Origin of the sequence: Pandoraea nosoerga (assembly GCF_902459585.1) — a bacterium.
GTDB lineage: Bacteria > Pseudomonadota > Gammaproteobacteria > Burkholderiales > Burkholderiaceae > Pandoraea > Pandoraea nosoerga.
Genome location: NZ_CABPSC010000008.1, coordinates 14,935 through 34,144, shown reverse-complemented (window position 1 = coordinate 34,144; position 19,210 = coordinate 14,935). Strand labels below are relative to the sequence as shown.

The window sequence follows — 19,210 nt, the reverse complement described above, 5'->3', positions numbered from 1 at the left end:
CGCGGTCCAAAACCGCGATGATCGACCTCTGGCCGCCCGCGCCCCAAAAGGAGACATCACCATGCCCCGCAGCACCGCCGAAAAACGCGCCGCCTTTCGCGAACTCCATCTTGCCGGTTGCTTCGTCATCCCCAATCCGTGGGACGCCGGCAGCGCGAAATATCTCGAACACGCGGGCTTCAAGGCTATCGCGTCCACCAGCTCGGGCTTCGCGTGGTCCACGGGCCGCCCCGACAACGGCGTGACGCGCGAGACCGTGCTTGCGCACCTGCGCACGCTCGTCGAGGCGACCGACCTGCCGGTCAACGCCGACTTCGAAAACGGCTTCGGGCGCACGCCCGACGAGGTGGCCGAGAGCGTCAAGCTCGCGGTGGCGACCGGCGTCGCGGGCCTTTCCATCGAAGATTCGACGGGTGACGCCAACGCCCCGCTCTTTCCCATCGACGAAGCGCTCGCCCGCCTGCGCGCCGCGCGGCGCGCGATCGACGACGCCGGCGGCGACACCCTGCTCGTGGGCCGGGCCGAGAACTTCTTCGCCGGCGTGCCCGACCTCGAGGACGCCATCGCGAGGCTGCGGGCCTATGCCGCGGCCGGCGCCGACTGTCTGTACGCGCCCGGCATCCAGTCGGCCGAGCAGATTCGCGCCGTGGTCACCGCCGTGGCGCCCAAGCCGGTCAATGCGCTGATCGGGGCGACCTCTCCCTTCACGCTGCAGGATCTCGCCGACCTCGGCGTGCGCCGCGTGAGCGTGGGCGGCGCGCTCGCGCGCGCGGCATGGGGCGGCTTCATCCATGCCGCGCAAGCCCTCGCGCAGGGCCGTTTCGACGGTTTCGACGGCGCCGCCAGCGGCGCCACTCTCAACGGACTGTTCGGACAGAGGGTCTGACGGCCGCGAGCACGGCGGCCATGCGTGGGCATTGCATCGGCCTTGCACCACCCTTGGCAAGCGCGCGCGGGACAGCGGTATATGACCAGTGACTTTTCGTCGATGGACGCCGGCAGGGCGCGCCGGGACAATGCGTTACCGGCCGACGCACCGCGCTCGCCGCCCGTGGGATTCACGGCGCGCGCGGCATGCGCGGCGCCTCATTCGACGGAGTGTCCTCATGAATCAGCCCCTTCCCCCGGGCGCCGCGCACGACGCCTTTGCCATTCCCACGCCGCTTGGCGCACCGCTGCCCAGACCGCGCGTCTTCGATAGCGTCGAGGAGGAGCGCGCCGACCGGAAGCTGCGTCTGGCCGTCGCTTTCCGCATCTTCGCGCGCTTCGGCCTGGCCGAAGGCATCGCCGGGCACATCACGGTGCGCGATCCCGAGTTCCACGACCGCTTCTGGGTCAACCGCTACGCCCAGCACTTCTCGTCGATTCATCCGGACGATCTGATTCTCGTCGACGAAGCGGGCCGCCTGCACCACGGCGACGGCCCGGTCAACGCCGCGGCCATGGCCATTCACGCGGGCATCCACGCCACCCTGCCCCATGTGACGGCCGCCGCTCACACGCACACCACTTACGGCCGCGCCTTCTCGGCGCGCAACCGGGCGCTCGCGCCCATCAACCAGGAGGCATGCCTCTTCTTCGAGGACCATGTGCTGTTTCGCGGCGACGTGCTGGTGCTCGGCGCCGAGGAGGGCCGTCGCATCGCGCAGTCGATGGGCCACAAGCGTGCGGCCGTGCTGCTCAACCACGGCCTGCTCACGGTGGGCTCCTCGGTGGATGCGGCCGCCTATCGTTTCCTCGCGATGGAGCGCTGCGCGCAGGTGCAGCTGCTCGCCGAAGCCGCCGGCCCGATCGAGGTGCTCGGCGACGCCGAGGCGCGCGAAGTGCACCGGCTGCTCGGCTCGGATTACGTGGCCTGGCTCGGTTACCAGGGGCTTTACGAGCAGGTGCTGCGCGAGTGTCCCGACCTGCCGGCGCGATAGTCGTTCACGGCGCGGCGCAGCCACGTATCGAACTGACGCAGCGGCGCCCAGTCGCTGCGCTGCGCCGGCGTCGAATAGTAGATGGTCTGAGGATTGGCCAGCGTATGCGCATGCGCCTGCACGAGCGCGCCGGTGGCCAGCTCGCGCTCGACGAGCACGCGCGGCAGCAGCGCCACGCCCAGTCCCGCAACGGCTGCGTTGATCGCCATGATGAACATGTCGTAGCGCTGCGCGCTGCGTTGCGGCTGCACCGTCTCGCCCGGGGGCAAACCGAGCGACGCGAGCCAGTCGTCCCATGCGCGCGGCAGGTCGCGCGCACAGATCCACGACAGCGACGCGATCCGCTCCAGCGAGAGCGACGGCTCGCCCTCGAGCAGGCGCGGCGCGGCCACGAGCATGAGGATGTCGTCGGTGATGAGCGCCGTGCCGGGCATGCCCGGCCACAGTCGCGTGCTGAAATAGATGGCGGCGTCGAACGCCGAATCGTCGAAAAAGGCCGGCTGGTCGCGCCCGAGAATGTGCAGCCGCACGTCGCGCGTGCTCGCGTAGAAATCCTCGAGCCGCGGGATCAGCCACTGCGCCGCGAAAGTAACGCCCACCGCGATTTCGAGCGCGGTCTCGCGCCCGTGCTGCACCACGTCGAGCGTGTCGCGCCGAATCTGGTCGAGATGCACGCGGATGCGCTTGGCGTATTGGGCGCCGGCCGGCGTGAGTACCAGCCGCTGCTTCACGCGCTCGAACAGCGCCACGCCGAGATGCCCTTCGAGCTCGCCCACCCGCTTGCACACGGCCCCGTGCGTGAGCGCGAGTTCCCGCGCGGCCCGCGCGAAATTCTGGTGACGGGCGCTGGCCTCGAAAGCCTGCAACGCCGAGAGGCTGGGGACGCCCAGACGCATGCTGTCTCCTGCGGGAAAACGATCTTGCCCGACAGTCTATGCGAAGGGGCGTGAGACGACAAAGCGGCCCGCGGGCCGGACCATGGAAGCCATGGTCCGGGGCCCGGGCCGCCGTGCGGCGAACAACGAGCGGGCTTATTCCACGTGCGCCACGCCGCCCGGGAGCACCGCGCCGGCTGCGACCTCGCGCGGCAGTGCCCACGTCATCCAGTTCGAGCGCAGCGCCAGCACCAGCAGGAAGGCCACTGCCGCCAGCGCGCCGAACGTCGCGAAGCCCATCTGGTAGCTGCCCGTCGATTCCTTGGCAATGCCCATGATCACCGGCAGATAGAAGCCCCCGATGCCGCCGGCCGCGCCGATGATGCCCGACATCAGGCCCGTTTTGCCCTGCCAGCGCTGCGGCACGAGCTGGAACGTCGCCCCGTTGCCCAGGCCGAAGCACACGTAGACGAGCACGAGCAGCGCGATGCCGGCGCCCTGCGGCGGCATCCATGCCGCGAACACGAAGTCGCAGGCCGAGATGGCCGCGAGCAGCAGCACGAGCGCACGCACGCCGGAGATGCGGTCGGCGACCAGCCCGCCGATCGGGCGCACCAGCGCGCCGAGGAACGCCAGCAGCGACATGAACAGCCCGGCTTCGATGCGCGGCATGCCGTACAGCGAGATGAGCAGCGTCGTCACATAGGAGGACATGCCGACGAAGCCGCCGAACGTGATGCTGTACACGAGCATGATCACCCATGTGTCGCGCTCGGCCAGCACGCCGCGATAGTGGCGCGGCAGCACCGCAATGGCGAGCAGCGCACCGAGCACCGGCAGCAGCAGCACCCCTGCCTTGCCTTCACCGAAGGCGCCGGCGTGCACGCACAGGACCAGCGCGATCAGGCCGGCCACCGTGATGAAGAAGCTCGTGAAGGCGCGCGGCGCACTGCCCGACTTCGCGCCCTGATCCTTGGCCCAGAACACCAGCGCCAATGCGGCGAGCGCGAGCAGCGGCAGCGCGGCGCCGGCCGCATGCGCCCAGCCGAAATGCTCGGCGAGCCCCGGGAACATGAAGCCGTCGAGCACCGCACCGACGTTGCCCGCGGCGGCCAGTCCCAGCACCAGCCCCTGCACCTTGGGCGGATAGTTGCTGCCCGCCATCGGCAGCGCCACAGCGAAGCTCGCGCCGCCGATGCCGAGGAACACGCCGAGGACGAGCAGCAGCGTGTAGGACGGCGTGCCGGGCATGAGCAGCAGCACGACCGACGGAATCGCCGAGAGGGCGAGCCCCATGAGCGCGATCTTGCGGCCGTCGTATGCCTGATAGAGATTGCCGAGCGTGACGCGCAGGATCGCGGCGCCGAGCACCGGCACGGCCACCAGAAAGCCGGTCTGCGCCGGCGTCATCGTGATGTCCTTGCCGATGAAGGGCGCCAGCGGGCCGAACATCACCCAGACGGTGAAACCCGTGTCGAAGTACAGAAAGCACGCAACCAGCGCGCGCCAGTTGCCACTTTTCAACGATTGCGTGAGCGTGCTCATGGAGTTCCTCGTGTTCGTGAGCCGAAAAAAAAGCGCCCCGAAGCCGTGCGCCTGCGAACAGGCTCGATGACTTCGGGACGCCGTTGCCCCGTCTGGATTCGGTGCGGAAAATTCGCTTGCCTTCACTCGGCCGCCATTGGCCTTGCATCACCTTTAGCAAGCAGCGTGCCAGGCGCCTGGGGCGTTGAACACGGGCGTCCGGTAAACGCCCGGGCCACGGGGCTTCGCGACGTGCGAGCCGACAGCGGTGCGGCGTGGCGGCGCCCGAGCGTGGCGCCCACGCCCGGCGCGCGCATGACATCGCAACGGGCACGATGCCGCATCGCGATGCGGCGGCGCACCATTAACGTGCGACACCGCGCTCCAGCGTGCGCCGCCGTGCTCGAGCGTGCCACGCCCCGCGCCCGCTGGACGCCTCGCCGGCGGCGGTGTACCTTGGCCGCGAGCCGCCCCTCGTCACGCCTGCTCTCGAACGCATCGCCTTTGCCGCCATGAACGCCGACTTTTTCCCGCACCTGCTGCGCTTTCACCCTCGTTTGCTGCTCGCCATCGGCGTGGGCATTCTCGCGGGCGTGTTCGCGCAAGGGCATTTCAATGGGGTGACCCGCACGCTGATCGGATGGAACGCGGGCGCGTGGGCCTACCTCGCCATGATCTGGTTCATGATGGTCACGGCGCCCAAGCGCAGCATCGAGCGCTTCGCCGAGCAGGAGGACCAGAGCGCGGTGCTCGTGCTGAGCGTCGTGAGCCTCTCGGCGATCGCCAGCGTGGCCGCCATCGTCCACGAGCTTGCCAGCGCGAAGTCGGGCGCCCCGCATCAGACTTCCGAGCATGTGCTCTTCGCCGCCGCCACGCTCATTGCCGGCTGGTTCCTGGTGCCGACGATCTACACGCTGCATTACGCCCGCCTGTACTTCACCGATGCGCAAAAGCCGTTCGCGCTCGTGTGGCCCGACCGCGATTGCGATCCCGACTACTGGGACTTCCTGTACTTCTCGTTCACGATTGCCGTCGCCTCGCAGACCGCCGACATCGCGCTCGCCTCGCGCCGCATGCGGCGCGCCGTGCTCGCCCAGGCCATCCTCTCCTTCTTCTTCAATCTCGCCGTCCTCGGCCTGTCCATCAACATCGGCGCGAGTCTGCTCAGCTAGCCACGCACCGGCCCTGGCGGCACGCGTCGGCGCATGCGCTGCGGCATGGCGTCGCAGGGCCGGCCGACATGAAGCCCTTTGAAAACATACATCTGAGGCGCGCCCCGGCGACCGGCGAGGCCGCGTCAATGCGCCGCATGTGACGACTTGTCACGCGTGCTGCACAGCAGCATCTCCTAACATGTACGCAAAACAAGCGGCAATGAAATATCAGAATTGCCGCACATGACAGGGTTTATTTGCCTACATAGAGCGCAACATGACTGCCGCCCCCGACGCCCTTGACCTGGCGCGCCTGCAATTCGCATTCACGGTCTCTTTTCACATCGTCTTTCCCGCCGTCTCCATCGGCCTTGCCAGCTTCATTGCCGTGCTGGAGGGCCTGTGGCTCAAAACGCGCGAGCAACACTATCTCGACCTTTGCCGTTTCTGGTCGAAGGCCTTCGCCGTGTGCTTCGGCATGGGCGTGGTCTCGGGCGTGGTGATGGCCTATCAGTTCGGCACGAACTGGTCGGGCTTTTCGAGCTTCGCGGGCGCGGTCACCGGGCCGCTGCTCACCTATGAGGTGATGACCGCCTTCTTCCTCGAGGCAGGCTTTCTCGGCATCATGCTGTTCGGCTGGAATCGCGTGAGTCCGCGCGCGCACTTCGCAGCCACGCTTTGCGTGGCCATCGGCACGCTGATCTCGACGTTCTGGATTCTCGCGTCGAACAGCTGGATGCAGACGCCACAGGGCTACGAGATCGTGGACGGCCGCGTCGTGGTGCTGTCATGGTGGGACGTGATCTTCAATCCGTCGTTTCCGTATCGCCTCGCACACATGAGCATTGCCGCGTTCGTGGTCGCCGCGCTCGTCGTGGCCGGCACCGGCGCCTGGCATCTGTTGCGCGGGCGCCGCGATCCGGCCGTGAAGACCATGTTCTCGATGGCGATGTGGCTGCTGTTGATCTTCGCGCCGCTGCAAGCCTTCGTCGGCGACCTGCACGGGCTCAATACGCGCGAGCATCAACCGGCGAAGCTCGCGGCCATGGAAGGCCTGTGGGAGACGAAGACGGGCGGCACGCCGCTCAACCTCTTCGGCTGGCCCGACATGCAAGCGCAAACGACGCGCTACGCGCTCGAAGTGCCGCATCTGGGCAGCCTGATCCTCACGCACAGCTGGGACGGCGAAGTGCGCGGCCTGAAGGAATTTCCGCAGGACGAACGCCCCAACGTACCGCTCGTGTTCTGGAGTTTTCGCATCATGGTCGGCCTGGGTCTGGCCATGATCGCCGCGGCGCTCGCTGCGGTCTGGCTGCGCCGCCGCGGCACGCTGTTCACCTCGCGCGGCTTCGCGCGGGTCATGCTTTGCATGTCACCGGCCGGGTTCGTCGCATTACTCGCCGGATGGGTCACGACCGAGGCGGGTCGCCAGCCGTGGGTCGTCTACGGCGTGATGCGCACGGCCGAAGCGATTTCGCCGGTGAGCGCGCAGCAGGTCCAGGTGTCGCTATTCGTGCTCGTGCTCGCCTACGTCCTCGTGTTCGGCACCGGCGTGTACTACCTGCTGAAGATTCTGCGCAGCGGCCCGGCGCTTGCGGGACAGGCGCACGAACGCGTCCGAACTCGCGGGGCTCGCCGCGCGCCGCAGCCCCTCGCGAACGCCGCGCCCGAGCCGGGCGCGTCCGGCCGGCGGCAAACGCCTGCGGCGCCGAACGCCTGAGCGCGGCATCGCATCGACTTCCTTCGAGACTGTTTCCGGACTTTCCATGGACCTGACCTTAGCCTGGGCCGCCGTCATCGCGCTCGGCCTGTTTCTCTACGTCGTGCTCGATGGCTTCGACCTCGGCATCGGCATTCTCTTCCCGTTCTTTCCCGATGCGCGCGAGCGAGACACCATGATGAATTCGGTCGCACCCGTGTGGGACGGCAACGAGACCTGGCTGGTGCTCGGCGGCGCCGGCCTGCTCGCCGCCTTCCCGATGGTGTACTCGGTGCTGCTCTCGGCGCTATACCTGCCGCTCGTGCTGATGCTGGTGTGCCTCATCTTCCGCGGCGTGGCATTCGAGATTCGCGGCAAGTCCCGTCGCACGCGGCAGTGGTGGGATCTCGCCTTCATCGGCGGCTCGGCGGGCGCCACGTTCTTCCAGGGCGTAGCGCTGGGCGCCTATCTTTCCGGCATTCCCGTCGAGAACGGACAATTCGCGGGCGACGCCTTCGCGTGGGTCACGGCGTTCAACCTGTTTACCGGCCTCGGACTGCTGGTGACCTACGCACTGCTCGGCGCATGCTGGCTGATCGGCAAGACCGAAGGCGATCTGCAGCGCCGCCTGCGCGTGCTCGCCTGGCCGCTCACGCTGGCACTGGTGGCGACGATGGCGGTCGTGTCGCTATGGACGCCGCTGCGCGTACCGCTGGTGGCCGAGCGGTGGTTCGGCGGCGAATGGTTCTGGCGTTGTCTGCCGGTGCCGTTCCTCGTGGCGATCGCGGCGCTCGTCATGCGCCGGGTATTGCGCCGCGCGCACGACGCCACGCCGTTCTGGCTGGCCATCGGCCTCGTCTTCCTCGGCTACAGCGGCCTGCTCGTGAGCGCGTATCCGTATGCGATCCTGCCCGGCGTCACGCTGTGGGACGCCGCCGCGCCGCATTCGAGCCTGTCGTTCACGCTCTGGGGCGCGGCCTTCATCATTCCCGTCATCATCGGCTACACGATGCTGGCGTACTGGGTCTTTCGCGGCAAGGCGACACACGATGCGCACTATCACTGATCTGGTCCGGCCCGGCGTGCGTCGCCATCGCGAGCGCGCTACCATGCAAGGCGCATGGCAGCGCACGCTCATTCGCTGGGGATGGTTCGTCGCGCTGTGGTGTGCCGGGGTGGCGGGCACGGCGTTGCTCGCGCTTCCCTTCAAGCTCATCATCGCCACTGCCAAATAGGAGGCACGCCCATGAACCGCCTTTTCCTGCCGATCGTTTGCCGCCTCGCCGGTGCGCCCGCCATTGCCGCAATGCTGGGCGCCGGAGCCGCACATGCCGAAGGCATGAGCGTCTCGTCGAGCGCGTTCGCGGATAACGGCATGCTGCCCGCCGTGCACGCGGGTGCGGGCGAGTGCGGCGGGCAAAACATGAGCCCGCCCATCGCCTGGAAGAATTTGCCGCAGGCCACGCGCAGCGTGGTCATCACCATGAAGGATCCGGACGGCGCGAAGGGCGGCGGCGTGGTGCACTGGGCGGTCTACAACGTGCCGGCCACCGTCTCGTCGCTCGCCGCCGGCGCGGCCAACGAAACAAGCGAGCAGCTCACCGTCGGCAAGAACGTGAGCGGTGCGATGGCCTACCGGGGCGCATGTCCGCCGCTCGGCGATACGCCGCATCACTACATCATCACCGTGACGGCCACCGACCTCGAGCCGGGCCGCCTGCCGCCCGGGCTCGACGCCGCCGGCCTCGCGCTCGCCTTGGCCGGCCACACGCTCAGCGGCTCGACTATCGTGGCGCGCTACGCTCGGTAAGCAGTGCCGGGGGCCGGCGCCGACGGGGAACGGAAGCTTACTTGTCGCGAGCCAGCGCGAGGAACTCCGTGCGCAGCGCGAGATTGGGCTGCAGTTCGCCGAGCATGGCCGACGTCACGGTCTCTTCGCCGGCCGTCCGAATGCCGCGGCTTTCCATGCACATGTGGCGGCACGACACCACCACGCCGACGGCTTTCGGTTGCAGATGCGTCATCAGGGCTTCGGCGATCTGCGTGGTCAGGCGCTCCTGCACCTGCAGGCGGCGCGCGAAGCAATCGACGAGCCGGGTGAGCTTGGATAATCCGACAATCTTGCCGTTGGGCAGATAACCGATGGTCGCCTTGCCGAAAAACGGCGCGAGATGGTGCTCGCAGTGGCTGTAGACGGGAATGCCGCGCACCACGATCAGTTCGTTGTATTGTTCGGCGCCGTCCTCGAAGACCTTGAGGACCTCGGCCGGGTCCTGCTCATAGCCGGCGGTCCATTGGCGCCAGGCCTTGGCCACGCGCGACGGCGTTTCGTGCAGGCCGGGGCGATTCGGGTCTTCGCCGATGTGCTTCAGGAATCGCTTCCAGTCGTTTTCGTCGAACGTGTCGTGAGACATATCAGTCAGGCTCCTTGCATGAGGTCCGGTGCGCTGCGCCGCTGCCGCTCTGGCTATCGTGGACGCGCCCCGTGCGCCGCCGGACATGTGCGCACAATAGCAGAGAGTCTTCGCCCGCGCATGGCGCCCGGCGCAATTGCCGCCCTCCCCGCTTTTGCGCTAAGGTGAGAGCGGACCCATGCAACGCAAAGGGCGCGTCATGCCGGCATACCCCCGCATGTGCACTACCGCGATGATCGTGAGCGCTTCACGGACGCTGGCCGCCCTGGCGGCTGTGGTCGCGCTCGCCGCATGCGGTGACGCGGGTCCCAAACCGTGGCAAGGCTATGTCGAAGGCGAGTTTGTCTACGTCGCCTCGTCCCAGGCCGGCACGCTCCAGGCGCTACGTGTCGCGCGCGGCCAGCAGATCGACGCCGGCGCCCCGCTCTTCGATCTCGAATCGACGTTCGAGCTGGCCGCGCAAGCGCACGCGCGCGAGACGCTGGCGAGCGCAGAAGCGCAATTGCGCGATCTCGCCACGGGCAAACGTCCCGACGAAATCGCCGTCTCCGAAGCCCAGTTGAGGCAGGCCATGGCTGTGCGCGACAGGGCCCTCGCGCAGTTCGATCGCGATCAGGCGCAGTACGCCGCGGGCGGCATCTCGCGCGAACAGCTCGACGCGAGCCGCGCCGACGCGCGCAGCAGCACGGCGCGCGTGCAGGAACTGCTAAGCAGTCTGCGCGTGGCGCGGCTGCCGGGCCGCGAAGCGCAGCGTCAGGCGCAGGCCGCGCAGGTCGACGCCGCGCGCGCCTCGCTCGCGCAAGCCGACTGGCAGCTCGCGCAGAAGCATCCGCGTGCGGGCGCCGCCGGGCGCGTCTATGACACCCTCTACCGCGTGGGCGAATGGGTGGCGGCTGGCAGCCCGGTGGTGCGGCTGCTGCCGCCCGGCAACATCAAGGTACGCTTTTTCGTGCCCGAGGCCGCGCTCGGCAGCCTGCGCGCCGGGCAGACGGTGCATATCGCCTGCGACGGCTGCGGCGCCGGCGTGAACGCACGCATCACCTACGTCGCCAATCAGGCGGAGTACACCCCGCCTGTCATCTACAGCAACGACACGCGCGACAAGCTCGTGTACATGGTCGAGGCGCATCCCGACGCGGCGCACGCCGTGAGGCTCAATCCGGGCCAGCCGGTGCAGGTGACGCGCCAATGAGCGATCGGACAGCCCCGACGGTCGCGAACGGCGCCGACGGCGCCGGGGGCGATACCAGCGGTGCTGGCGGTACTGGCACCGCTGACGGCGATAACCGCAATCGCGGCGATGGCGGCAATAACGGCAATAACGGCGCTGCGGGCACGGGCGATTTTGCCATCGACGTGCGCGGCCTGAACAAACACTTCGGCGACAAGCACGTGGTGAAGGACGTCTCGCTGCAAGTCAAGCGCGGCGAGATCTTTGGCTTTCTCGGCCCGAACGGCAGCGGCAAGACGACCTGCATTCGCATGATGTGCGGCCTGCTCACGCCGGACTCGGGCAGCGGCACCTGCCTGGGCTTCGACATCTTGCGCGAGAGCGCGCAGATCAAGCGCCACGTGGGCTACATGACGCAGCGCTTCTCGTACTGGGAAGACCTCACGATTCGCGAGAATCTCGATTTCGTCGCGCGCGTCTACGGCATGCCGAACCGCCGCGAAGCCGTCGATCGCGCGATCGAGTCGCTCGGGCTCAGGGGGCGAGCCGGCCAGTTGACCGGCTCGCTCTCGGGCGGCTGGAAGCAGCGCCTCGCGCTGGCCGCCTGCATGCTGCACGAGCCCCGGGTGCTGCTGCTCGACGAACCCACCGCCGGGGTCGACCCCACGGCCCGGCGCGACTTTTGGGAGGAACTGCACGAGCTCGCCGCGAACGGCATCTCCGTGCTGGTGAGCACGCATTACATGGACGAGGCCGAGCGCTGCCACAAGCTCGCCTACATCTCCTACGGCGAACTGCTCGCGCAAGGCACGGCCGCGGAGGTCATCGACGCGCAACATCTGTCGACATGGACCGTGCACGGCGAGAACCTGATCGAGCTCGCGCGCGAACTGCGCGGGCAGTCGGCCGTCGCGCAGACAGTCGCCTTCGGCAGCGCGCTGCACGTGAGCGGCCAGGATGGCGAGGCACTTGCCCGCGTGCTGCATGAGGTGGCCGACGCACGCGGGCTGCGCGTGGCCCCCATCGAAACCGGTCTGGAAGACGTGTTCATCTACCTGATGAGCCACGCGAAGGACAATTTCGGAGACGGGACGTGAGCGCGCCGCTCGGCTTCTCGCTCGCACGGTGGTGGAGCATCGTGTGCAAGGAATTCTTGCAACTGCGCCGCGATCGCGTCACGTTCGCCATGATCGTGGGCGTGCCCCTCGTACAGCTCGCGCTGTTCGGCTTTGCGATCAACACGGACCCGAAGCACATGCCGACGGCCGTGCTCATGCACGACGACAGCGAATTCACGCGCAGCTTCGTGGCCGCCATGGAGCACTCCGGGTACTTTCGCATGACCGGAACGCTCGCGAGCGAAGAGGCCGGGCGCGCGGCGCTCGCGCAGGCACGCGTGCAGTTCGTGCTCAATATTCCGGCCGACTTCACGCGCCGGCTGCTGCGCGGCGAGCGGCCGTCACTGCTCGTGGAAGCGGACGCGACCGATCCGATGGCAATGGCCTCGGCGCTCGGCGCGCTGCCGGCCATCGCGCAGTCTGTCGCACAGAAGGATCTGACCGGCGTGCTCGCGCCTCTCGCCGGCGGCCAGAGCGCGTTCGACGTGCAGGTGCACCGGCTCTACAACGCGGAAGGCATCACGCAGTACAACATCATCCCGGGACTCATGGGCGTGATCCTGTCGATGACCCTCGCCATGATGACGGGACTCGCCATCGTGCGCGAACGCGAGCGCGGCACGATGGAAAACCTGCTCGCCACGCCGGTGCTGCCGATCGAGGTCATGACCGGCAAGATCGTCCCGTACATTGCCATCGGGCTGATTCAGGCGAGCATCATCCTGATCGCCGCGCGCTTCGTGTTCCACGTGCCCTTCGAAGGCAGCGTGGTCGCGATCTACCTTGCCGCGCTGGTGTTCATCGCGGCGAACCTGACAGTCGGCATCGCACTGTCATCGTTTGCGCAGAACCAGCTCCAGGCCATGCAGCTCACGGTGTTCTACTTCCTGCCCAACATGCTGCTCTCGGGATTCATGTTCCCGTTTCGCGGCATGCCGGCATGGGCCCAGGCGATCGGCAACGTGCTGCCGCTCACCTACTTCAACCGACTCGTTCGCGGCATCCTCCTCAAGGGCAACGGCTGGAACGACGCGTGGCACGACCTGTGGCCGCTGCTGGTGTTCTGCGCCGTACTCATGGCGGTGGCCGTGAAGTTCTACAAACGCACGCTCGACTGAGGCCGTCATGCGCGCTACACGCCGCCCGTTGCGCATCTGTTCGCCCGGCCGCATGCCGTGGCTGCCGCTCGCGCTGAGCGCGACGCTCGCGGCGTGCGCGGCCGGCCCCGACGCCCGGACGCCGGACGCCCCCGACGCGACGCAGTACACGAGCGGCGCGCAGCCTGTCGTCACGGCGAGTGCGGACGGGGCGCAGGGCGCGGCGCAAACGTTCGACATGCAGGCCGAGGTGCCCGTCGACTGGTGGACGCGCTTCGGCTCACCCGCGCTCGACGCCCTCGTCGCGCAGGCGCTGGCCGACAGCCCGACGCTGCGCCAGGCCGAAGCGAAACTGCGTGAGGCGCAGGAGGATTATCGGGCGCAGCTTGGCGCGCGCATGCTCCCGTCGGCCGATCTGAAACTCTCCGCAACGCGCGAGCAGGTCGATCTCTCCTCGTTCGGCATCACGTCCATGCCGAGCCCCGGGCCGTTCACGCTCTACAACGCCAGCGTCGACGTGTCGTACACGCTCGATCTGTTCGGCGGCAATCGCCGCGCACTCGAAGCGCTCGCCGCGCAGGTGGACTATCAGCGCTTCGAGGTGGAGGCGGCACGGCTCTCGCTGGCGGGCAACGTCGTGACCGCGGCCGTGCGGCAGGCCAGCGCACGCGCGCAGTGCTCCGCGCTCGAAGGCATGGCGGCGGCGCAGCGCACACAGCTCGAGGTCATGCGCGCCCGGCAGCGCGCGGGCGGCGTGGCGCCCCTCGACGTCGAGAATCAGGCGGCACTCGTTGCGCAGACCGAGGCACGGCTGCCGGCGCTGCGCGCCCAGATCGCCCAGTACGATCATCAGCTCGCTCGCCTGACGGGCCAGGCGCCAGGCGCCTTCGCCACGCCCGCGATCGATCTGGCGTCGCTGCAATTGCCGCCGACCGTGCCCGTGGCGCTGCCCTCGTCGCTGGCGCGCCGGCGCCCGGACATTCGCGCCGCGCAGGCGCTGCTGCATCAGGCCAGCGCCAATGTCGGCGTGGCGACGGCAAACCTTTACCCGCGCTTCACGCTCACGGGCAGTTTCGGCACGCAACGCATGCGCGGGGCGGACCTGGGCGACGGCATCAACATCTGGAACATCGGCATGAACCTGCTCCAGCCGCTGTTTCGCGGCGGCGAGCTGCGCGCGCAACGCCGGTCCGCCATCGCCGCCTACGATGCCGCACTGGCGGCCTATCGCGACACCGTGCTGGTCGGGCTCGCCCAGGTTGCCGACGCCATGCGGGCGCTGGAGGCGGATGCCGCCACGCTCGCCGCGCGCGCTCAGGCGGCCCGCAGCGCCGAGGCGGCCTACCGGATCGCCACCGCCCGTTATCGCGCCGGCGGCATCAGTCACTTCGCCCTGCTCGACGCGCAGCGGCAGGCGCTCGACGCCGCGCGCGAGCGCCTCGACGCACAGGGTGCGCGGCTGATCGACACCGCCGCGCTATGGCAAGCGTTGGGCGGTGCGGTGTCGGACACGCCACTACCGCGCCACTGACCCGGCCTCGCCGGTTCGCGCGCGCGCCTCGTCGGTCAGGCACTGCATCAGCGTGCCGACGGGCGCGCGCTTGAGTGCGGACTGGCGAACCAGCACGCCCAACTCGCGCGTGAGCGGCGCGCCGCGGAGCGGCAACACCTGTACGTCGGCGACGGCGGCCTTCGGAGCGGCATGCCCGCCGGCCGTCGCCGACGGTTTCCCGTCCACCGGCAGACCGATCAACGTGGCCGGAACGATCGACCAGCCCAGCCGCGCGCGCACCATGCGCAGGATCACTTCCGGTTCGTCGAGCTCCACGCCCTCGCGCACCCACAGGCGATGGCGGCGCAGATAGCGCTCGACCAGTTCGCCGCCATACGACCGACGGTTGTAGCGCACGAACGGCAACGACGCGGCCCAGTCGGCGACCGTGCCGCGGACACCCTTCGGCGCAATGGCAACGTAGGGCTCCAGCATGAGCGTGCGCCACTTCATGTCTGCCGGCACGCCGATGCGCGGACGGATCATCACCGCCAGATCGAGCGCCTTCGCATCGAGTTGCGCGAGCAACTGCACTGACATGCCCGGCACGATGTTCAGGTGCGGCATCGCACCGAGCGAGGCCCAGCGTCGCACCGCACCGGGCAGCAAGCCCAGTTGCGCCGTCAGGATCGCGCCGACATGGATGGGCGCGAGCGCCGCCTGCATGCCTCGCGCGTCGGCTTCACCCCGCATCGCCTGATACCCCGCGATCACGCCCTGCGCCTGCGCGAGCAAACGGCGGCCGTCGTCGGAGAGAGAAACGGCGCGGCCGGTGCGCTCGAACAGTTGCACGCCGAGGTCCTCTTCGAGCCGTTGGATCTGAGCGCTCACGGCCGATTGCGTGAGCCCGAGACGCGCACCCGCCGCGGAAAAGGACGCCGTTTCGGCTGCCGTGACGAAGGTTTTCAGGTAGCGGATCATCTATCGAAAAATATGTTGCTGAGCGGACGAATTATTCGTTTCTGATTACTTTTATCGATGGATAGAATGTAGCGCAAATCGGCGATGCCCAGCGTCGCCGCCCACGAACGGTCGCGCGCCCGCCGGGCGTGACGGCATCCGTTTTCCCAAACATCGCCCCGGAGTCCCTGATGACCACCCCGCTCTTTCACCTCGCCTTCCCCGTAGACGACCTCGAAGCGGCCCGCCGCTTCTACGGCGGCGTGATGGGCTGCGCCGAAGGCCGCAGCTCGGATCACTGGATCGACTTCGATTTCTTCGGGCACCAACTGGTCGCGCACCTCTCGCCGGAGCGGGCCGGCAAGCGCATCACCAACCCGGTGGACGGCGACGAGGTTCCCGTGCCGCATTTCGGCGTTATCCTTGACATGCCGGCGTGGCACGCGCTGGCCGAGCGCCTTCGCGCCGCCGGCACGCGCTTCGTGATCGAGCCGCACATCCGCTTCGCCGGACAGGTCGGCGAGCAGGCGACGCTGTTCTTTTACGATCCGGCCGGCAACGCGCTGGAGTTCAAGGCATTTGCCGACATGTCGCAGGTCTTCGCGAAGTAAGCGCGCGGCCCCCGGGGTCTTCCAAGGTTTCGTTTCATCGAATTTTCCGTTTTCGCCAAGAGTCTTCTCATGAGCCAATTCGTCATTTCCGCGCCGCCGCAGGCGTCGGTCGCCATTGCCGGCAGCGATGCCCGCTTTCCCGTTCGCCGCGTGTTCTGCGTCGGGCGCAACTACGCCGCGCATGCACGCGAGATGGGCAGCAACCCCGATCGCGAACCGCCGTTCTTCTTCATGAAGCCGGCCGACGCCGTGGTGGCCGCGCAGGGCACGCTGCCCTACCCGCCGCTCACGAGCGAGCTGCATCACGAAATCGAACTGGTGGTAGCGCTCGGCGCCGGCGGCGAGAACGTCGACGCCTCGCAAGCGCTTTCGCTGGTGTGGGGCTATGGCGTGGGTGTCGACCTCACGCGCCGCGATCTGCAGCAACAGGCCAAGGACACGCGCCGGCCGTGGGACTGGGGCAAGGCGTTCGATGCATCGGCGCCGTGCGGCGAGTTGCACGCCGTGGCCGACATCGGCCATCCCGGCAAGGGCCGCGTGTGGCTGGACGTGAACGGCGAGAACCGCCAGAGCGGCGACCTCGACGAGTTGATCTGGTCGGTGCCCGATCTGATCGCGGAAATCTCGCGCAGCGTGAAGCTGGCGCCGGGCGACCTCATCTTCACGGGCACGCCCGCCGGTGTCGGCGCGCTCGAGCCGGGCGACAAAGTCACGGCGGGCGTGGCAGGCGTGGGCGAGATCGCTTTTACCATCGGCCAGAAACCGGCGGTCTGATTGTCGCATGCCAATCCGGCGGCGCAGGATATCCACAGCGACTGTTGATAACCCTCTGCATAAGTCGGTCGCCGCCGGCGCAAACGCCCGTGGGCGTTGAGTGTCAAGTGCTTTGCCCAATTTGCCGTCACCGCGGCTGTCACGGCGAACGCGATCGGGCGGCGCGCCTGACGCCGGACGCGCCGCGCTCATGGGCAGTGTGGTACACGGCGCCCTGCCGCCGTGCAAGCCCGGGCATTGCCCCCGAGCTTCGTCGCCGCGATCGTGTTCATTCCTGAAACACTTTTCGCCGCACGCCTGGCGGCGCCCTGTTTCGCTTTCCGAACTTCCCCGCCAATTCAACGGGTTGCAGCGTCTGGCATGCTTCTCGCATTGATGTGGAGGCAAACCGTCCGCTTCTGGGGAAGCCTCTTCGCCAGGATCGGTTGCCTCGGGAAATTACGCCATGCACGCCACATGGCCCCGGCACGCCCGATGCCAGATCCTCCGCCGGGAGCGCCCCGGACGCGGACGGATTGCACCTCTGAACGACGACGGCCGCAACGGTCGGACGACGGAAGCTTTTCGGGGAGGGGATCATGCAAATGCGCCGCACCGGGCCTTGCGCCCTCAGTCCCTGCGTCCGGTCGCTCGCGCCGGCGAGTCCGGCCAAGTCCGCCCGTCGCCATCCACGCGAGCGCTGTGCGAGCTGGCGGCACCGCCGGCACGATGCGATCGGCGATCGCCGCCACGTCGCCCCGGGACGGGCGATGCGCTAAAGCCGCGCACGCCGCGCCGTCACCCGAGCGAATTGCGCAGCGAATCCTTCAGGCCTCTTCGGCCCACGCTTTCGCGGCGCGCACCGCGCGCTGCCAGCCGGCGACCGCGCGCGCCACTTCGTCCTCGGGCAGCTTGCGCGAGAAGCGTTGGTGCAATTGCCACTGCCGCTCCAGGGTGTCGATGTCGGGCCAAAAGCCCACCGCAAGCCCGGCAAGATAGGCGGCGCCCGCCGCCGTCGTTTCGATCACTTTCGGGCGCACGACGTCCGCCCCGAGCAGATCCGCCTGCCACTGCATGAGCAGATCGTTCGCCGCCGCGCCGCCGTCCACGCGCAGCTCCGAGACGTGCATGCCGGCGTCGGCCTCCATGGCGCGCAGCACGTCGAGCGTCTGGAATGCGATGCTGTCGAGCGCCGCGCGCGCCACATGGGCGGCCGTGGTGCCACGCGTCGCGCCGAACAGGGTGCCGCGCGCACGCGGCTGCCAGTGCGGCGCGCCAAGTCCCGCGAAGGCCGGCACCAGCACTACGCCGTCTGCATTGGGCACGCTCGTGGCAAGCGCTTCGACATCGCGCGAGTGACGGATGATCCCCAGCCCGTCGCGCAGCCATTGCACGACCGCGCCGCCGATGAAGATGCTGCCTTCGAGCGCATAGTCGACCCGCTCGCCGATCTTCCACGCCACGGTCGTGAGCAGATTGTGGCTCGACGCCTGCGGCTTGCCGCCGGTGTTCATCACCATGAAGCAGCCCGTGCCGTAGGTGTTCTTCACCATGCCCGGCGACAGGCACATCTGCCCGAATAGCGCCGCCTGCTGATCGCCCGCCATGCCCGCGATCGGCACCGGGGCGGAGAACAGGGACGTGGCCGTATGACCGTAGACCTCGCTCGAGGAGCGCACCTCGGGCAGCATGCTGCGCGGCACGCCGAGCAGCGCGAGCAGTTCGTCGTCCCAGGCGAGCGTATGGATGTTGAAGAGCATCGTGCGCGATGCGTTCGAGACGTCGGTCACGTGCAGCTTGCCGCCGGTAAGATGCCACACGAGCCAGCTGTCGACGGTGCCGAACGCGAGATGTCCGGCCTGCGCCGCCTCGCGCGCGCCTTCGACGTTATCGAGAATCCAGCGGATCTTGCTGCCGGAGAAATACGCGTCGACGCGCAGCCCCGTGCGACTCGCGATGAGCGGCTCCGAGCCGTCCCCGCGCAGGCGGTCGCAGAAATCGGCCGTGCGACGGTCCTGCCACACGATGGCGTTGTAGACGGGCTCGCCCGTGCGGCGGTCCCAGACGACGGTCGTCTCGCGCTGGTTCGTGATGCCGATGGCCGCGATCTCGCTGCCCGCGACGCCGGCATGCGTGAGCGCCTCGGCGGCCACACCGGCCTGCGTCGCCCAGATTTCGCGCGGATCGTGTTCGACCCAGCCGGGATGCGGATAGATCTGTCGGAACTCCTTTTGCGCCGTCGCCACGACGTGACCGTCGCGATCGAACAGCAATGCCCGGGAGCTCGTCGTTCCCTGGTCGAACGCGAGGATGTATGCGCCTCGTGCCATTGCGCCCGTCTCCTGTGGTTTTCGTGTGAGTTGCGCGGCGCTGCGGCCCCTGCCGCCCCTGCCGCCCCTGCCGCCCTTGCTGCCCTGCAC

18 protein-coding genes are annotated in these 19,210 nt (G+C 68.4%); 13 read left to right on the top strand and 5 right to left on the bottom strand.

The genetic code is table 11. The features are described 5' to 3' along the window. Nucleotides 1-61: 61 nt before the first annotated feature. Together PNO31109_RS11605 and PNO31109_RS11600 are read left to right on the top strand one after the other, a co-directional pair. Nucleotides 62-886 (top strand): isocitrate lyase/PEP mutase family protein, encoded by an 825-nt coding sequence (locus PNO31109_RS11605; protein ID WP_150555681.1) that lies wholly within the window; start codon nt 62-64, stop codon nt 884-886. Nucleotides 887-1,106: 220 nt separating this feature from the next. Continuing rightward, on the top strand, nt 1,107-1,922 hold the full coding sequence (locus PNO31109_RS11600) for a class II aldolase/adducin family protein (RefSeq protein ID WP_150555680.1): 816 nt from the start codon (nt 1,107-1,109) through the stop codon (nt 1,920-1,922). Here the strand turns inward: PNO31109_RS11600 and PNO31109_RS11595 are convergent. Together PNO31109_RS11595 and PNO31109_RS11590 are read right to left on the bottom strand one after the other, a co-directional pair. Beyond that, nucleotides 1,877-2,818 carry a LysR substrate-binding domain-containing protein gene (locus tag PNO31109_RS11595; RefSeq protein WP_150555679.1) on the bottom strand — a complete coding sequence of 314 codons (942 nt, stop codon included), beginning with the start codon at nt 2,816-2,818 and terminating at the stop codon, nt 1,877-1,879. The genes PNO31109_RS11600 and PNO31109_RS11595 overlap by 46 nt on opposite strands. A gap of 135 nt (nt 2,819-2,953) precedes the next feature. Further along, complete coding sequence (locus PNO31109_RS11590) at nt 2,954-4,342, bottom strand: MFS transporter (RefSeq protein WP_150555678.1); 1,389 nt, start codon at nt 4,340-4,342, stop codon at nt 2,954-2,956. 491 nt (nt 4,343-4,833) lie between these two features. Between PNO31109_RS11590 and PNO31109_RS11585 the strand changes: the two genes are divergently transcribed. From PNO31109_RS11585 to PNO31109_RS11565, 5 genes are all read left to right on the top strand, one after another. Continuing rightward, nucleotides 4,834-5,493 (top strand): DUF1345 domain-containing protein, encoded by a 660-nt coding sequence (locus tag PNO31109_RS11585; protein WP_150555827.1) that lies wholly within the window; start codon nt 4,834-4,836, stop codon nt 5,491-5,493. A 259-nt stretch (nt 5,494-5,752) separates the two neighbouring features. Beyond that, nucleotides 5,753-7,195 carry a cytochrome ubiquinol oxidase subunit I gene (locus tag PNO31109_RS11580; RefSeq protein WP_150555677.1) on the top strand — a complete coding sequence of 481 codons (1,443 nt, stop codon included), beginning with the start codon at nt 5,753-5,755 and terminating at the stop codon, nt 7,193-7,195. Between the two features lie 46 nt (nt 7,196-7,241). Next, nucleotides 7,242-8,240, top strand: coding sequence for a cytochrome d ubiquinol oxidase subunit II (gene cydB / locus PNO31109_RS11575; protein ID WP_150555676.1), 999 nt, complete (start codon nt 7,242-7,244; stop codon nt 8,238-8,240). Then, nucleotides 8,224-8,409: a hypothetical protein gene (locus tag PNO31109_RS11570; RefSeq protein WP_150555675.1), complete on the top strand. Its 186-nt coding sequence runs from the start codon at nt 8,224-8,226 to the stop codon at nt 8,407-8,409. The genes cydB and PNO31109_RS11570 overlap by 17 nt, the downstream gene beginning before the upstream one ends. Before the next feature lie 11 nt (nt 8,410-8,420). Then, the gene (locus tag PNO31109_RS11565) at nt 8,421-8,984 is read left to right on the top strand and encodes a YbhB/YbcL family Raf kinase inhibitor-like protein (protein WP_150555674.1); all 564 of its coding nucleotides are present in this window, start codon (nt 8,421-8,423) and stop codon (nt 8,982-8,984) included. Between the two features lie 37 nt (nt 8,985-9,021). Here PNO31109_RS11565 and folE read toward each other — a convergent pair whose 3' ends face one another. Then, nucleotides 9,022-9,588 carry a GTP cyclohydrolase I FolE gene (folE, locus tag PNO31109_RS11560; protein WP_150555673.1) on the bottom strand — a complete coding sequence of 189 codons (567 nt, stop codon included), beginning with the start codon at nt 9,586-9,588 and terminating at the stop codon, nt 9,022-9,024. Between the two features lie 217 nt (nt 9,589-9,805). On the opposite strand from folE, the gene PNO31109_RS11555 reads away from it, so the two are divergent. The 4 genes from PNO31109_RS11555 to PNO31109_RS11540 are packed head-to-tail and all read left to right on the top strand — an operon-like array spanning nt 9,806 to nt 14,505. Beyond that, on the top strand, nt 9,806-10,780 hold the full coding sequence (locus PNO31109_RS11555) for an HlyD family secretion protein (RefSeq protein ID WP_244958164.1): 975 nt from the start codon (nt 9,806-9,808) through the stop codon (nt 10,778-10,780). Further along, the gene (locus PNO31109_RS11550; protein ID WP_150555672.1) at nt 10,777-11,856 is read left to right on the top strand and encodes an ABC transporter ATP-binding protein; all 1,080 of its coding nucleotides are present in this window, start codon (nt 10,777-10,779) and stop codon (nt 11,854-11,856) included. The genes PNO31109_RS11555 and PNO31109_RS11550 overlap by 4 nt, the downstream gene beginning before the upstream one ends. After that, entirely contained in the window at nt 11,853-12,995 is a 1,143-nt protein-coding gene (locus tag PNO31109_RS11545) for an ABC transporter permease (RefSeq protein ID WP_150555671.1), read from the top strand. Before PNO31109_RS11550 ends, PNO31109_RS11545 begins: the two co-directional genes overlap by 4 nt. A 7-nt stretch (nt 12,996-13,002) precedes the next feature. Further along, entirely contained in the window at nt 13,003-14,505 is a 1,503-nt protein-coding gene (locus PNO31109_RS11540; protein ID WP_150555670.1) for an efflux transporter outer membrane subunit, read from the top strand. Here PNO31109_RS11540 and PNO31109_RS11535 read toward each other — a convergent pair. Continuing rightward, nucleotides 14,491-15,447 (bottom strand): LysR family transcriptional regulator, encoded by a 957-nt coding sequence (locus PNO31109_RS11535; RefSeq protein WP_150555669.1) that lies wholly within the window; start codon nt 15,445-15,447, stop codon nt 14,491-14,493. The genes PNO31109_RS11540 and PNO31109_RS11535 overlap by 15 nt on opposite strands. A gap of 170 nt (nt 15,448-15,617) precedes the next feature. On the opposite strand from PNO31109_RS11535, the gene PNO31109_RS11530 reads away from it, so the two are divergent. Both PNO31109_RS11530 and PNO31109_RS11525 read left to right on the top strand, forming a co-directional pair. Then, on the top strand, nt 15,618-16,037 hold the full coding sequence (locus PNO31109_RS11530; RefSeq protein WP_150555668.1) for a VOC family protein: 420 nt from the start codon (nt 15,618-15,620) through the stop codon (nt 16,035-16,037). Between the two features lie 69 nt (nt 16,038-16,106). Continuing rightward, a complete protein-coding gene (locus PNO31109_RS11525) occupies nt 16,107-16,811 on the top strand; it encodes a fumarylacetoacetate hydrolase family protein (protein WP_150555667.1) in 705 nt (234 codons plus the stop codon). Nucleotides 16,812-17,617: 806 nt separating this feature from the next. On the opposite strand, the gene glpK is transcribed toward PNO31109_RS11525, so the two are convergent. Next, nucleotides 17,618-19,120, bottom strand: coding sequence for a glycerol kinase GlpK (gene glpK, locus PNO31109_RS11520; protein WP_150555666.1), 1,503 nt, complete (start codon nt 19,118-19,120; stop codon nt 17,618-17,620). Nucleotides 19,121-19,210 lie beyond the last annotated feature (90 nt).

Bases quoted from the DNA above. Each gene is read 5' to 3' on its own strand.
- PNO31109_RS11605 (WP_150555681.1), top strand. From the start codon at position 62: ATGCCCCGCAGCACCGCCGAAAAACGCGCCGCCTTTCGCGAACTCCAT.
- PNO31109_RS11600 (WP_150555680.1), top strand. From the start codon at position 1,107: ATGAATCAGCCCCTTCCCCCGGGCGCCGCGCACGACGCCTTTGCCATT.
- PNO31109_RS11595 (WP_150555679.1), bottom strand. From the start codon at position 2,818: ATGCGTCTGGGCGTCCCCAGCCTCTCGGCGTTGCAGGCTTTCGAGGCC.
- PNO31109_RS11590 (WP_150555678.1), bottom strand. From the start codon at position 4,342: ATGAGCACGCTCACGCAATCGTTGAAAAGTGGCAACTGGCGCGCGCTG.
- PNO31109_RS11585 (WP_150555827.1), top strand. From the start codon at position 4,834: ATGAACGCCGACTTTTTCCCGCACCTGCTGCGCTTTCACCCTCGTTTG.
- PNO31109_RS11580 (WP_150555677.1), top strand. From the start codon at position 5,753: ATGACTGCCGCCCCCGACGCCCTTGACCTGGCGCGCCTGCAATTCGCA.
- cydB (WP_150555676.1), top strand. From the start codon at position 7,242: ATGGACCTGACCTTAGCCTGGGCCGCCGTCATCGCGCTCGGCCTGTTT.
- PNO31109_RS11570 (WP_150555675.1), top strand. From the start codon at position 8,224: ATGCGCACTATCACTGATCTGGTCCGGCCCGGCGTGCGTCGCCATCGC.
- PNO31109_RS11565 (WP_150555674.1), top strand. From the start codon at position 8,421: ATGAACCGCCTTTTCCTGCCGATCGTTTGCCGCCTCGCCGGTGCGCCC.
- folE (WP_150555673.1), bottom strand. From the start codon at position 9,588: ATGTCTCACGACACGTTCGACGAAAACGACTGGAAGCGATTCCTGAAG.
- PNO31109_RS11555 (WP_244958164.1), top strand. From the start codon at position 9,806: ATGTGCACTACCGCGATGATCGTGAGCGCTTCACGGACGCTGGCCGCC.
- PNO31109_RS11550 (WP_150555672.1), top strand. From the start codon at position 10,777: ATGAGCGATCGGACAGCCCCGACGGTCGCGAACGGCGCCGACGGCGCC.
- PNO31109_RS11540 (WP_150555670.1), top strand. From the start codon at position 13,003: ATGCGCGCTACACGCCGCCCGTTGCGCATCTGTTCGCCCGGCCGCATG.
- PNO31109_RS11535 (WP_150555669.1), bottom strand. From the start codon at position 15,447: ATGATCCGCTACCTGAAAACCTTCGTCACGGCAGCCGAAACGGCGTCC.
- PNO31109_RS11530 (WP_150555668.1), top strand. From the start codon at position 15,618: ATGACCACCCCGCTCTTTCACCTCGCCTTCCCCGTAGACGACCTCGAA.
- PNO31109_RS11525 (WP_150555667.1), top strand. From the start codon at position 16,107: ATGAGCCAATTCGTCATTTCCGCGCCGCCGCAGGCGTCGGTCGCCATT.
- glpK (WP_150555666.1), bottom strand. From the start codon at position 19,120: ATGGCACGAGGCGCATACATCCTCGCGTTCGACCAGGGAACGACGAGC.